We start from the raw sequence: 12529 nt of genomic DNA on the forward strand, positions 1-12529 counted from the left end.
GGACCATGAGCTACACCCCCGTCAAGTTCTACCAGACCGGCACGCACACGATCGGCAACCGGCTGCTGCCGCCCGAGACGCGCACGGCGCAATCCGAAGACGACCGGGCCAATGCGCTCTCCTGCGGCCATCGCGCCTGCCAGGGCTGCGGCGAGGCGCTGGGCGCGCGCTATGCGGTCGATGCCGCGATGCGCGCCGCCGGGCGCGACCTGATCGCCGCCAACGCGACCGGCTGCCTGGAAGTCTTCTCGACGCCCTTCCCGGAGACCTCCTGGCAGATCCCCTGGATCCATTCGCTGTTCGGCAACGCGCCGGCGGTGGCCACCGGGCTCGCCGCGGCGATGAAGGTCAAGGGCAGGAGCACGCGGGTGATCGCCCAGGGCGGCGACGGCGGCACCACCGATATCGGCTTCGGCTGCCTCTCCGGTCTGTTCGAGCGCAACGACGACGTGCTGGTCATCTGCTACGACAACGAGGGCTACATGAACACCGGCGTGCAGCGCTCCTCGGCGACGCCGCCGGCGGCACGCACCGCGACCACGCCGGCGATCGGTAACGAACCGGGCAACGTGTTCGGCCAGGGCAAGGACGTGCCGCGGATCGCGCTCGCGCACGAGATCCCCTATGTGGCCACCGCGACGGTCGCCAACCTGCGCGATCTCGAGGCCAAGGTGGAGCGCGCGATGTCGATCCACGGCGCCCGCTATATGCATGTCCTGGTGCCCTGTCCGCTCGGCTGGGGCACGGCCTCGCATGACACCATCAGAATCGCGCGTCTTGCCGTCGAGACCGGGCTTTTCCCGGTCTGGGAAGGCGGGCAGGGTGCGGTGACCAAGGCGCTGAAGATCCGCGCCAAGCGGCCGGTCGAGGACTATCTCAAGCCGCAGAAGCGCTTCGCGCATCTCTTCAAAGACGAGACCGGCGCCGCCGCGATCGCGCGACTGCAGGCGATCGCCGACCGCAACATCGCGCGTTATCGGCTGCTCGATCCCCAGGCGGAGGTCTGAGTCCATGGAGGACAAGCCCTACGCCATCACCCTCGATGTCGGCTCCAGCCGCGCCAACCACACCGGCAGCTGGCGCAGCGAGCGCCCGGTCTATGCCGACCATCTGCCGCCCTGCAACGCCGCCTGCCCGGCCGGCGAGGATATTCAGGGCTGGCTCTACCGCGCCGAGGAAGGCCGCTACCGCGAGGCCTTCGAGAGCCTGACGGTCAACAACCCGATGCCGGCGGTGATGGGCCGGGTCTGCTATCATCCCTGCGAAACCGCCTGCAACCGCGGCAAGCTCGACACCGCCGTCGGCATCAACGCGGTCGAGCGCTTCCTCGGCGACGAGGCGATCCGCCAGGGCTGGCGCTTCCCGAAGCCCGAAGCGAGCACCGGCAAGCATGTGCTCATCGTCGGCGCCGGCCCCTCCGGCCTCGCCGCCGCCTATCACCTGGCGCGGCGCGGCCATGCCGTCACCCTCCGCGAGGCCGGCCCGATGGCCGGCGGCATGATGCGCTTCGGCATCCCGAAATACCGCCTGCCGCGCGACATCCTCGAGGCCGAGATCGCTCGCATCCTCGATCTCGGCGTGACCCTCGAGCTCAACGCCAAGGTCGATGACATCAAGGCGGCGATGTCCGGCTTCGACGCCACCTTCCTCGCGATCGGCGCGCAGCTGGCGAAGCGCGCCTATGTGCCGGCGGGCGAGGGGGCGCGCATCCTCGATGCCGTGTCGGTGCTCCGCGCGATGGAAGGCGCCGAGGCGCCGAAGCTCGGCCGCCGCGTTGTCATCTACGGCGGCGGCAACACCGCGCTCGACGTCGCGCGCACCGCGCGCCGTCTTGGTGCCGAGGAGGCACTGATCGTCTATCGCCGCACCCGCGACCGCATGCCGGCCCATGACTTCGAGGTCGAGGAGGCGCTGGACGAGGGCGTCATGATGAAATGGCTCTCGACCATCAAGCATATGGAGGACGGCCGGATCACGGTCGAGCGGATGCAGCTCGACGAGAAGGGTTTCCCGCAGCCGACCGGCATGCTGGAGACGCTGGAGGCCGACAGCCTGGTCCTGGCGCTCGGTCAGGACGTGGATCTCGGCCTGATCAAGGACGTACCGGGGCTGGTCGCGGCGGGCGGCGGCATCGCGATCGATCGCGGCATGATGACCCGGCTGCCCGGCCTGTTCGCCGGCGGCGATGCCGTGCCCATGGAGCGCACCGTCACGGTCGCCATGGGCCATGGCAAGAAGGCCGCCGCCAACATCGACGCCTGGCTGCGCGGGGAACTCTACGAGAAGCCGGCGAAGCATGCCGAGGCCGGCTTCGATCGCCTCAACACCTGGTATTACACCGACGCGCCGCATCAGGTCCGCGCCAAGCTGGACGCCGCGCGGCGGGTGGAGGGATTCGCGGAGGTCGTGCAGGGTCTCGATGCCGAGACCGCCCTGTTCGAGGCCCGGCGCTGTCTCTCCTGCGGCAACTGCTTCGAATGCGACAATTGCTACGGCGTCTGCCCTGACAATGCGATCGTCAAGCTCGGCGCCGGTCAGCGCTACCGCATCGACACCGATTTCTGCAAAGGCTGCGGCCTCTGTGCCGCCGAATGCCCCTGTGGCGCCATCGATATGATCCCCGAACAAATCTAAGCGAATCGCCGGCCGCTTCGCTAGACTTTGCGCCATGGCCCGCATCCTCATCATCGGCAATGCCGGCGGCGGCAAGTCCGTCCTGGCGCGCAAGCTCGCGGCGAAACGCGGCCTGCCTTATCGCGAGATCGACGCCATCACCTGGAAGCCGGGCTGGGAACCATATCCGCAGGCCGAGTACGAGGCGGCGCATGCGAAGCTGATTGCCGAGGAAGACTGGGTGCTCGACGGGCTCGGCTGGACGGAATCCCTGCCGGCGCGGTTCGACCGCGCGACCGAGATCATCCTCATCGACATGCCACTCTGGATGCATTTCTGGCTGGCGGCCGAACGGCAGTTCCAGTGGATGCAGGGCAAGCTCGAGCACCCGGTCGGCGGCATCGCCGAGATGCCGACCACCCGCGGCATGTTCGAGGCGCTCTGGGAAACCGACCGGGAGATGGCCCCGGTCTTCCGCCGCCTGACCGACGAAGCCGAACGGCAAGGCAAGAACGTCACCCGCATCGCCTCGGTCGAGGAACTCCAGGTCTTCACCGACAAACTGGCGTCCGCGAGTTAGGATACGCGATGATCTGGCTCGGATTCATCGTCTGCATGGCGTTGATCTTCTTCGGCGGCCGGCGGCTCAGTCGACTGGCCGATGCGCTGGCGGCCAGGACCGGAATCGAAGGCTCCTGGATCGGGCTGACCCTGCTCTCGTCAATCACCTCCGCCCCCGAGCTCATGACAGGGCTCGCCAGCGTGACCCTCGCCGATGCGCCGGACATCGCGATGGGGGACATCATGGGCAGCTGTGCCTTCAACGTCGCGATCCTGGCCCTGGTTCATTTCACCGTACGCCGGCAGACGCCGCTCTTCGCCGAGCTCGGCGGGCATCACGTTCTGCCGGCCGCCTTCAGCGCCATGCTGATCGGCGTGGTGACAATGGAGCTCGCGGCGCGGCAGTTCGGCGTGCATCTGCAGTTCCTGCAGACTGGCGCCTTTGTGCCGGTGGTGCTCGTGCTTTACATGCTCGGGATGCGGATGATCTTCCGCGACTCCGCAACGACGCGAGCTTCATCGGATATGCAGGCCGCGACGCCGGCGGATGCCGAGGTGCCGCTCAGCCCCCTGCTGGCGCAGATCGCCTTTGCCGGCGCTGCGGTGATCGCGGGCGGCGTCGGGCTGCCTTTCGTCGCAACGGATATCGCCGATACACTCGGCTGGAGCCATTCCTTTGTCGGCACCCTTCTGGTCGCCGCTGTCACCTCGGCGCCGGAGATCACCGTCACGCTCGCGGCGGCCCGCATCGGGGCGCTGGACATGGCGGTCGCCAACGTCTTCGGCAGCAACATGTTCAACATCGTCGTGATCGCGATCGATGATCTCGCCTATAGGCCGGGCCCCTTGCTGGCCGCGGTCAATCCCGCGCATGCCTTTTCCGGGCTGACCGCCATCGTCATGACGACCCTGGCGATCATCGGTCTCTCCTATCGCCGGGCGAGCGGGGCCTATACCTCTGTCACCGTCATCAATGCCGGGCTGGTGCTGCTCTTCCTCGGCAACGCGGCCCTGCTGTTCTACAGTGGGCGATAGGCGCGCGGCATCGCTGTAAGCGGCCTTCCCTCGGCCAGACTGCCGTCGGCGTCTTTCCCAGCGCGCACGCTCCCGAAGCCGGGCCAGTGTTGGTAATCCGATGCTTTCCGGCCAGGCAAACCAAGTGCTAGGTTGCGAACCACAGTGTGAGTCACGCCGATCATCCGACCGGCGTTGTTGTAGAGATAATTCCCGAAAGGTTGCCCATGTCCCGCGAGTCCGCTGCTCGCAAGATCATCTTCGACACCGACCCAGGCCAGGACGACATGGCCGCTCTGCTGATGGCGCTGGCTTCGCCCGAGGAGCTGGAGGTGCTGGGCATCGTCGCCGTCGCCGGCAACGTGCCGCTGCACCATACCGAGCGCAACGCGCGCCGGATCTGCGAGCTGGCCGGCCGCAGCGACGTGCCGGTCTTCGCCGGCAGCGACCAGCCGATGGGCCGCAAGCTGGTGACCGCCGAGCATGTGCATGGCAAGACCGGGCTCGACGGTCCCGACCTGCCGGAGCCGAAGACGCCGCTCAACAAGAAGCCCGGCGTGGATTTCCTGATCGAGACCCTGCGCGCGGCGCAGGACGACGAGATCACGCTGGTGACCCTCGGGCCCTTGACCGATATCGGCCTGCTGCTCAGCCGGGCGCCGGAGGTGAAGCCGAAGATCCGCGAGATCGTGATGATGGCCGGCGCCTATTTCGAGGTCGGCAACATCACGCCCGCCGCGGAGTTCAACGTCTATGTCGATCCCACCGCGGCCGACATCGTGTTCAAGAGCGGCGTGCCCCTGACCGTGATGCCGCTCGACGTCACGCACCAGGTGTTGCTGGTCCAATCGCGCCTGGACAAGCTCGCCGGCCTCGGCAACCGCAGCGGCAAGGCCCTTGGCGAGGCGCTCACCTTCTCGCGCACCTTCGACGTCAACAAATACGGCACCGAAGGCGCGCCGCTGCACGACCCGACCACCATCGCCTATCTGCTGAAGCCCGAGCTGTTCGGCGGCCGCCACATCAACGTCGAGATCGAGACCCAGAGCGCGCTCACGCTCGGCATGACCGTCGCCGACTACTGGCGCGTCACCGACCGCCCCGCCAACGCCCGCTACATGCGCGAGGTCGACGTCGAGGGCTTCTTCGAACTCTTGTTCGAGCGGGTTGCACGCCTGCCCTGATCGATCCCTGCAAGAGTCCCCTCCCCCAAGATGGGGGAGGGCTAGGGAGGGGGTTGATGCAGCCGTGATGTTTCAGACGAAGAGCTGCAAGAAGATCCAGCGCACGGCGAAGCCTTAAGCCGCCACCGCCTGCTTCCGCGCGCTGAGGAACGCGGCCAGCGTGACCGGCTTGCGCCCCGCGAGCCGCTCGACATCGCCGGTGACGACATCGAGCATGCCCTTGGCCGCCGTCTGCGCGATGCCGAGAATGGCCTCGACCACGAAATCGGGCAGGCCCGCCGCCTTCAGGCCGCCGGCATATTGTTCGTTGGTGATGATCGCGGCCTCAACCGGCTTGCCGAACACCTGGCCAATGGTCGCGGCGATCTCCGCCGGGGTCAGCGAGGCGCCGCCGGTCACGTGGTAGACCGAACCTTCATGCCCCGAGCCCAGCAGCACGCCGGCCAGGGCCGCCGCGACGTCGTCCCGCGCGAGATTGGCGACCGGGGCCGGGCCGGTCGCGCCGTAATGCCCGCTGGCCAAGGCGTGCTGCAGCGCGCCCATGAACAGGTTCTCGAAATACATCCCCATGCGGACGATGGTCCACTTCAGGCCGGAGGCGAACACCGCCTGCTCGGTCTCAAGATGCGACTGCATCAGGTCCTGGCCCGGTCGCGCCGCCACGGTGGAGACATAGACGATATGGCGCACGCCGGCCGCTTTCGCCGCCTGGATCGCGGCCTTGTGCTGCGGCGTGCGGATGCCGGGGCGCAGATCGGAGGTCGGGATGATCAGCAGCGTGTCGATGCCCTTGAACGCGGCGGCGAGGCCGGCCGGCGCGTCGAAATCGCCCGCGCGCACGGTCATGCCCTTGGCCGCGAAAGCCTGGAGCTTCTCCGGGGTCCGGGTGACCGCCACGATCTCGCCGGGCTTGGCGCCGCGGGCGAGCAACTCGTTGAGCACGCTGCCGCCGAGCTGGCCGCCCGCGCCGGTGATGCCGATCGTCATGGCTTGATTTCCTCTCTCAGATTGCCGATGTTACCGGACGGTAACTATCGGACGTTACCGACCGGTAACGATCGCGTCAACCGGAAAATATGGTGTAGGATTTCTTCCCATGGCCCAAGGGACGCCCATTCAGCCGAAAGCAGTCGAGTCGAGAGAGAGCCGGGAGAAGCGGCCGCGGGAGCGGATTCTCGCGACCGCGCGCGATCTCTTCTACCGCGACGGCATCCGCGCGGTCGGCGTGGAGATGATCGCCGCCGAGGCCGGCACCAACAAGATGACGCTCTACCGCAACTTCGGCTCCAAGGAGGAGCTGATCGCCGAATACCTGCGCGGCGAGGTGCAGGCGGTGGAGCGGCATTGGGACGCGCTGATCGCCCGCCATCCCGCCGACCCGAAGGCGCTGATCCTGGCCTGGCTCAAGGACATGGGCGCGCTGATGACCCGGCCGGAGAGCCGCGGTTGCCCGATGGTCAATGCCGCGGTCGAGCTGCCGGACCCCGACCATCCCGGCCGCAAAGTGATCGAGCAGCACAAGCGCGCGATCCGCGACCGCCTGGCCGCCGCCTGCCGCAGGGCCGGCCTCGCCCATCCCGAATTGCTGGCCGACCAGATTCACATGCTGGTCGAAGGCGCCGGCGTCTGCCTGCAAAGCGTCGGTCCCGACGGCCCCAGCCACCGCTTGGTGAAGATCGTGGAGAGTTTGCTGGAAGCCGCTGAGAAGATGCCGCGCAAACGCTAGAACAGCGCGCCTTGCTTCGGCGCTTCCGCCCGCTTCGCCGGCTCCGGCCCTTCGCCGTCCTGCTTCTCGCCCCGCAGCACGATCTTCAGCGACCCGTCCGGCAGCGGCCGTTGCAGATTCAAAGCCTCCGGCAGGGGCGCCGTCAGCCACTGGTCGATCTCCGCCGCGTCGCGCAGGATGACCGGCATCGCCTTGGGGTGGATGGCGCCGACCTCGGCATTGGGCGCGGTGGTCAGGATGGCGAAGAGATCGTTGGTGGTCTCACCTTCCTTCACCTTGCGGACTGAAGTCCATCGGGTCCAGATCCCGGCGAAGCAAGCAAGCGGCCGCGACTCGTCAAGGGCGAACCAGACCGTCGGGCGCTTACCGTCCGGCAGCACCTCGTTCTCGGCGAAGCTGGTGAAGGGCACGACGCAGCGATGCTCGGGCACCAGCCAGCGCCGCCAATGCGCCGATTCCGTGTTGCGCACGTTGGTCACGCCGGAATCGCTCTTCTTGCCGACCAGCACCGAGGCGGGGGAGGGCATGCCCCAGCGCGCCATGCCGAGTTCGCGACCGTCCGCGCGGCTGCGCACGATCGGCGCCGCGTAGTCGGGATAGATGCCGGGCAGGGGCGGCATGTTGCCCGTTGTGTCTGTCAGCGCGCGCACCAGCTGCCGGATCGCATCCTGGCCCTTGGTCAGCGAGTAGAGATTGCACATGATTAGTTCGGCACTTCCTTGTGCCAGGCCGCGGCCCAGTCGGTGAGATCGAAATAGAGCGCCTGCTCGCCCTCCGCGGTGCTGAACTCGATCCGCGACACGAAGTTCGGCGGCGGGCCGGCATAGAGCGTCGAGGCGGCGATCTTGCTGCCCGGAAAGCGTTCTTCGATATAGCGATAGGCATTGGCGATGGTCGAAAGCGCCTCGGCCTGGCCCCGCACCTCGATCGGCCGCTCCCAGGAATCGCCGGCGCCGCGATAGCTGAGCCCGGTTTCAGGCTTGCCTTCATCCGGCACCAGGTTGGCCGTGGCGTCGATGCCGTACATCAGCGCGAGGTGCAGATCCTGGTCCTTGCCGAGCTTGTCGAAGTCGACGCCGATCACATCCTGCTTGCCGCTGGCGCCGGCCATGGCGATCGGCCGATAGCCGCTGGCGGCATCCGGCACCGGCGCCAGATCGGACATGCGCCGGGCCTTGTCCGATTGCGGCTGCACGCAGGCGCTCAAGATCAGGACCGCGCCCATCGCCAGGATCGGAAGAACTGCCCGCTTCATCTGCCCGCTGCTCCACTGCCGCGCGGCCATCTAACCATGAAAGCCGACGCCGATTGAACCCGAGAATTGCGGCATGACGGCGGCGACGGCTTCGGACTAGACTATGCATCTCCGCCCGAGCCCCGCCGATCGCCTTCATGTCCGACCCCGCCGAATCACCGCAGCCTCTGCTCGCCCGCCTGTTCCATGCGCCGGCGGCTTTGCTGCTGATGGTGGGCGCCTTGCTCGGCCTCACCTTTCCGCTCGGCAAGCTCGCGGGTGCCGCGGGCATCCCGCCGCTGGTCTGGTCGACGCTGCTGTCGGGCGGCGGCGCAACCGTGCTGGCGATTGCCTTCCTGCTGCGGCCGCGGCCGGTGGCGTTCACCGCGCAGCTGCTGCGCTACTTCGTGATCGTCGCCGTCGTCTCCTACGCGCTGCCGAATGCGCTGGTCTTCACCGCGATCCCGCATCTCGGCAGCGCCTATGCCGCGATCCTGTTCACGCTCTCGCCGATGTTTACCGTGGTCTTCTCCTTCCTGGCGCGGTTGCGGGCGCCGCGCCGCCTGGAGCTCGCGGGGATCGCCGTCGGCTTCGTCGGCACCTTGCTGGTCGCCTCGGCGCGCGGCGAGGCCGGCCGCAGCGTCGAATGGTTCTGGGTGGCGCTGGTCGCCCTGGTTCCGGTCAGCCTGGCGCTCGGCAATGTCTACCGCACAATCGACCTGCCGCGGGGCACGCCGACCCTGGTCCTCGCGGTCGGCAGCAACGCGGTCGCCGCTCTGCTGCTGCTCGCGCTCAGCGCCGCGGCCGGCCAGCTCGGCGACTTCGCGCGCCTGGCGACGGTGCCGGGCCTGGTGGTCGCGCAGATCGCGGCGACCGCGGCGATGCTGGCGCTGTTCTTCCAGCTGCAGGTGGTGGGTGGTCCGGTGACTTTGAGCCAGATCGGCACGGTCTCGGCCGGCGTCGGCGTGCTGGCCGGCACGCTCGGCCTGGGCGAGCGCTATCCCGCCATCGTCTGGATCGGCCTTGCCATCATCGCGGTCGGCATCTCGCTCACGGTCCGGGCGCGGATGCGGCACTGAGGTTGCGCTAGCCCAAGGAAAAGCGGGTCGCACCTTGAGGCGGCCGGACGCAGACTGCGCGCAGCGCAGCGCAGCCGAGGAGGGCAGAATGGCCTGGTCTTCCATGCAGTATCTGAAATTCGAGGACGAGCGCACGCGCCCCGCGCGCGATCTCCTGGCGCAGGTCCCGCTGGAAAGCGCCACGCGCGCCTATGACCTCGGCTGCGGCCCCGGCAACTCCACCGAGCTCCTGGCGGCGCGCTTCGGCCCGGACAACGTCACCGGCCTCGACAGCGATCCCAACATGCTGGCCGCGGCGCGCAGCCGCTTGAAGGGCACGCGCTTCATCGAGGCCGACCTCGAGACCTGGCAGCCGCCGGAGCCGGCCGACCTCCTCTATGCCAACGCCGTCTTCCAATGGGTGCCGGATCATCTCACGGCCCTCGCGCGGCTGATGGATGGCCTGCGTCCCGGCGGCGTGCTCGCGGTGCAGATGCCGGACAACCTCCAGGAACCGAGCCATATGGCGATGGAAGAGGCGGTGCAGGACGGACCCTGGCGCGCGAAATTCAAGGCAAAGAATCCGAAACGCGACCCCCTGCCGCCGCCCTCGGCCTATTTCGATCGCCTGGCGCCGAAGTCCAGCCGTGTCGATGTCTGGCACACGGTCTACAACCACCCGATGGCCAATCCCGACGCCGTGGTCGAATGGATGAAAGGCACCGGCCTTCGCCCCTATCTCGACACCGCCGGCCCGGAACATGCCGAAGCCTTCACCGAAGCCTACCGCGCGCGGATCGCCGGGCTCTACCCGCCGATGGCCAACGGCCGCGTCCTCTTCCGCTTCCCGCGGCTGTTCGTGGTCGCAGTGAAGGCCTGATGGCGGCAGCCGGGTGGCACGACTCCGACGTGGAATCCCGAAGCAACAATGCTAATATGGCGTGTCAGCACTGCAGCGCATTGGTGTGTCTCCATGGCGGCTCTTCAGGCGGATCGTCCGGGCTGGCTGCAGCGGGCCAGCGACTTTGTGGCCAGCTGGATGAAATGGTTTGGTTACTGCGCCTTCGTGGACTTGGTCCTGCATCTGGCCGGCCAAAGGCTGGGCTGGACGCTTTTCAGCACGCCCAGAACCCCCGGAGAGGCCCTGTTTTTCGACGGCTGGATGGCAACCTGGTTCATGCTGATTTGCGGCGCTGGATCGGGCAGGCGAGTCAGCCTCGTCAAAGCAATTCTTTTCCGATTCAAGAAGAACGCCGCATAGCGATGCCCTCACCGGTCACGGCGTAGCGCCGGCGGCCGCCTCCGCTAGGCGCTGGGCAAGCGTCGGTTCCATCCGCCGTGCGAGCTTCGCTTTCGCTTTGCGCCAGAGCGGGATCGCCGCCTCCAGCCGCCGCGCGCCGGTCTCGGTCAGCCAGGCGGCGCGGCGGCGGAGATCGTTCTCGACCGCGGCGATCTCGATCAGCCCGGCATCCTCCAGCCTGCGCAGGTTGCGCGACAAGGTCGACTGCTCGAGTCCGCTGCGCTCGGCCAGCGCGCCCAAGCTGTCGTCCTCGGCCGCGGCGATCTGCGCCATCAGGGCCAATTGCGCGGAGCTGATGCCGGTCGCGGCCAGTTCCTGGTCCAGGAACTGGGTGATCCGCCGCGCCGCCAGCCGGCTCAGCGCGCCGGGGCAGGTCTCCACCAGGACGCGGGCGTCGCCGCGCAGGGTCTTCGGGGCTTGATTCGCGCGTTTGATCATTCTATGTATATACATCATTTGTAGATACATGCAAATAGGCCGCTGCCATGGCACTCAAGGTGAAACGCGTCTACGAAGCCGCCGCCCGGGCCGACGGGATGCGGATCCTGGTGGACCGGCTCTGGCCCAGGGGCATCGCCAAGGAGAAGGCCAGGGTCGATCTCTGGCTGAAGGCGGTCGCGCCGAGCAACGCCCTGCGCAAACGCTTCCATGCCAAGCCGGAGAAATGGGACACCTTCCTCGAGGCCTATGCCGCCGAGCTTCAATCGGACGAAGCCGAGGAAGCCGTCAAGGAACTGCGTCGCCATATCCGCAAGGGCAGCGTCACCCTGCTCTACGCCGCGCGCGATGAAGAGCACAACAACGCCGTCGCCCTGAAGGCCTTGCTCAGCCGCCGGAAGCGAGCATGAGCGTCCTCCAGGCGATCGGCAACACGCCGCTGGTCGAACTCCGTCGCGTCGTGCCGCGGGGCTGCGCCCGCATCCTGGTGAAGGTCGAGGGCCAGAACCCGACCGGCAGCATGAAGGACCGCATGGCACAGGCGATGGTCGCCGGGGCCGAGCGCGACGGGCGCCTCAAGCCCGGCGGCACCATCGTCGAATATACCGGCGGCAGCACCGGTGCCTCGCTGGCCTTGGTCGCGGCCGCCAAGGGCTATCGCCTGAAGATCGTGACCTCGGATGCCTTCAGCGCCGAGAAACTCACCCAGATGCAGGCTTTCGGCGCCGAATTGACCTTGATCCCGAGCGAGAACGGCAAGATCACGCGGCAGCTCATCCAGGACATGATCGCCGCTGCCCAGACGATCGCGGCCGAGCCGGGCACCTTCTGGACCGACCAGCTCAACAACCGCGACAGCATCGCCGGCTATCATCCGATGGGCGAGGAGATCTGGACCCAGAGCGGCGGCAAGGTCGATGCCTTCATCCAGGCGGTCGGCACCATGGCCTCGCTGCAAGGCGTCGCCACCGTCTTGAAGCGCCATAACCCGAAGTCCCGCATTGTCGCGGTGGAGCCGGCGGAATCGGCCGTGCTCTCCGGCGGCGCGCCCGGCGCGCATCGGATCGAGGGCATCGGCATCGGCGTCGCGCCGCCGATGTGGGCCCCGCAGATGGTGGACGAGATCATCCCGGTCCCGACCGACCAGGCCGAGGCGATGGCCCGCCGGCTGGCCAGCGAGGAAGGCCTGTTCGCCGGCACCTCCTCCGGCGCCAATGTGCTGGCCGCGATCCGGCTCGGCCTGAAGCTGGGCCCACAGGCGACGATCGCGACCCTGCTCGTGGATTCCGGTCTGAAATATCTCACCACGCCGGTCTTCCGCCGCGCGGCGTAACAGAGAGAGTTTCGGATTGCCTCCACCCGTTCCGTCGGGCTTCCATCAGACTCGCATCGGCTGGAGGG

General features: G+C 67.8%; 15 protein-coding genes. 11 read left to right on the forward strand and 4 right to left on the reverse strand.

Annotated elements, in window-relative coordinates:
- Positions 1-5: 5 nt before the first annotated feature.
- The 5 genes from ACYQ4T_RS18990 to ACYQ4T_RS19010 all read left to right on the forward strand — a co-directional run bounded on the left by ACYQ4T_RS18990 (position 6) and on the right by ACYQ4T_RS19010 (position 5372).
- Positions 6-1007 (forward strand): thiamine pyrophosphate-dependent enzyme, encoded by a 1002-nt coding sequence (locus ACYQ4T_RS18990; protein ID WP_459857469.1) that lies wholly within the window; start codon positions 6-8, stop codon positions 1005-1007.
- A gap of 4 nt (positions 1008-1011) precedes the next feature.
- Positions 1012-2634 (forward strand): NAD(P)-binding protein, encoded by a 1623-nt coding sequence (locus tag ACYQ4T_RS18995; protein ID WP_459857471.1) that lies wholly within the window; start codon positions 1012-1014, stop codon positions 2632-2634.
- Between the two features lie 34 nt (positions 2635-2668).
- Entirely contained in the window at positions 2669-3193 is a 525-nt protein-coding gene (locus ACYQ4T_RS19000) for a P-loop NTPase family protein (protein ID WP_459857474.1), read from the forward strand.
- A gap of 8 nt (positions 3194-3201) precedes the next feature.
- Complete coding sequence (locus ACYQ4T_RS19005; protein WP_459857476.1) at positions 3202-4209, forward strand: sodium:calcium antiporter; 1008 nt, start codon at positions 3202-3204, stop codon at positions 4207-4209.
- Between the two features lie 206 nt (positions 4210-4415).
- Positions 4416-5372 (forward strand): nucleoside hydrolase, encoded by a 957-nt coding sequence (locus ACYQ4T_RS19010; RefSeq protein WP_459857478.1) that lies wholly within the window; start codon positions 4416-4418, stop codon positions 5370-5372.
- Positions 5373-5486: 114 nt separating this feature from the next.
- On the opposite strand, the gene ACYQ4T_RS19015 is transcribed toward ACYQ4T_RS19010, so the two are convergent.
- Positions 5487-6359 carry an SDR family oxidoreductase gene (locus tag ACYQ4T_RS19015; RefSeq protein WP_459857480.1) on the reverse strand — a complete coding sequence of 291 codons (873 nt, stop codon included), beginning with the start codon at positions 6357-6359 and terminating at the stop codon, positions 5487-5489.
- A 109-nt stretch (positions 6360-6468) separates the two neighbouring features.
- On the opposite strand from ACYQ4T_RS19015, the gene ACYQ4T_RS19020 reads away from it, so the two are divergent.
- Complete coding sequence (locus ACYQ4T_RS19020) at positions 6469-7098, forward strand: TetR/AcrR family transcriptional regulator (RefSeq protein WP_459857482.1); 630 nt, start codon at positions 6469-6471, stop codon at positions 7096-7098.
- Here the strand turns inward: ACYQ4T_RS19020 and ACYQ4T_RS19025 are convergent.
- A complete protein-coding gene (locus ACYQ4T_RS19025; RefSeq protein ID WP_459857485.1) occupies positions 7095-7799 on the reverse strand; it encodes an SOS response-associated peptidase in 705 nt (234 codons plus the stop codon). The two genes, ACYQ4T_RS19020 and ACYQ4T_RS19025, sit on opposite strands and share 4 nt — an antisense overlap.
- A 2-nt stretch (positions 7800-7801) precedes the next feature.
- Positions 7802-8353 carry a hypothetical protein gene (locus ACYQ4T_RS19030; protein WP_459857487.1) on the reverse strand — a complete coding sequence of 184 codons (552 nt, stop codon included), beginning with the start codon at positions 8351-8353 and terminating at the stop codon, positions 7802-7804.
- Positions 8354-8490: 137 nt separating this feature from the next.
- Here ACYQ4T_RS19030 and ACYQ4T_RS19035 point away from each other — a divergent pair, with 137 nt between their 5' ends.
- The 3 genes from ACYQ4T_RS19035 (at position 8491) to ACYQ4T_RS19045 (ending at position 10651) form a co-directional block, all read left to right on the forward strand.
- Positions 8491-9411 (forward strand): DMT family transporter, encoded by a 921-nt coding sequence (locus ACYQ4T_RS19035; RefSeq protein WP_459857489.1) that lies wholly within the window; start codon positions 8491-8493, stop codon positions 9409-9411.
- Positions 9412-9499: 88 nt separating this feature from the next.
- Positions 9500-10270 (forward strand): trans-aconitate 2-methyltransferase, encoded by a 771-nt coding sequence (tam, locus tag ACYQ4T_RS19040; RefSeq protein ID WP_459857492.1) that lies wholly within the window; start codon positions 9500-9502, stop codon positions 10268-10270.
- A gap of 93 nt (positions 10271-10363) precedes the next feature.
- Entirely contained in the window at positions 10364-10651 is a 288-nt protein-coding gene (locus ACYQ4T_RS19045; protein ID WP_459857495.1) for a hypothetical protein, read from the forward strand.
- Positions 10652-10666: 15 nt separating this feature from the next.
- Here the strand turns inward: ACYQ4T_RS19045 and ACYQ4T_RS19050 are convergent, their stop codons facing one another.
- Positions 10667-11128, reverse strand: a complete 462-nt coding sequence (locus ACYQ4T_RS19050; protein WP_459857497.1) for a MarR family winged helix-turn-helix transcriptional regulator — start codon at positions 11126-11128, stop codon at positions 10667-10669.
- Between the two features lie 47 nt (positions 11129-11175).
- Here ACYQ4T_RS19050 and ACYQ4T_RS19055 point away from each other — a divergent pair, with 47 nt between their 5' ends.
- Positions 11176-11538 carry a DUF488 domain-containing protein gene (locus ACYQ4T_RS19055; RefSeq protein ID WP_459857500.1) on the forward strand — a complete coding sequence of 121 codons (363 nt, stop codon included), beginning with the start codon at positions 11176-11178 and terminating at the stop codon, positions 11536-11538.
- Positions 11535-12461, forward strand: coding sequence for a PLP-dependent cysteine synthase family protein (locus ACYQ4T_RS19060; RefSeq protein ID WP_459857502.1), 927 nt, complete (start codon positions 11535-11537; stop codon positions 12459-12461). The genes ACYQ4T_RS19055 and ACYQ4T_RS19060 overlap by 4 nt, the downstream gene beginning before the upstream one ends.
- Positions 12462-12529: the final 68 nt, after the last annotated feature.

Source organism: Dongia sp. agr-C8 (genome assembly GCF_054658695.1).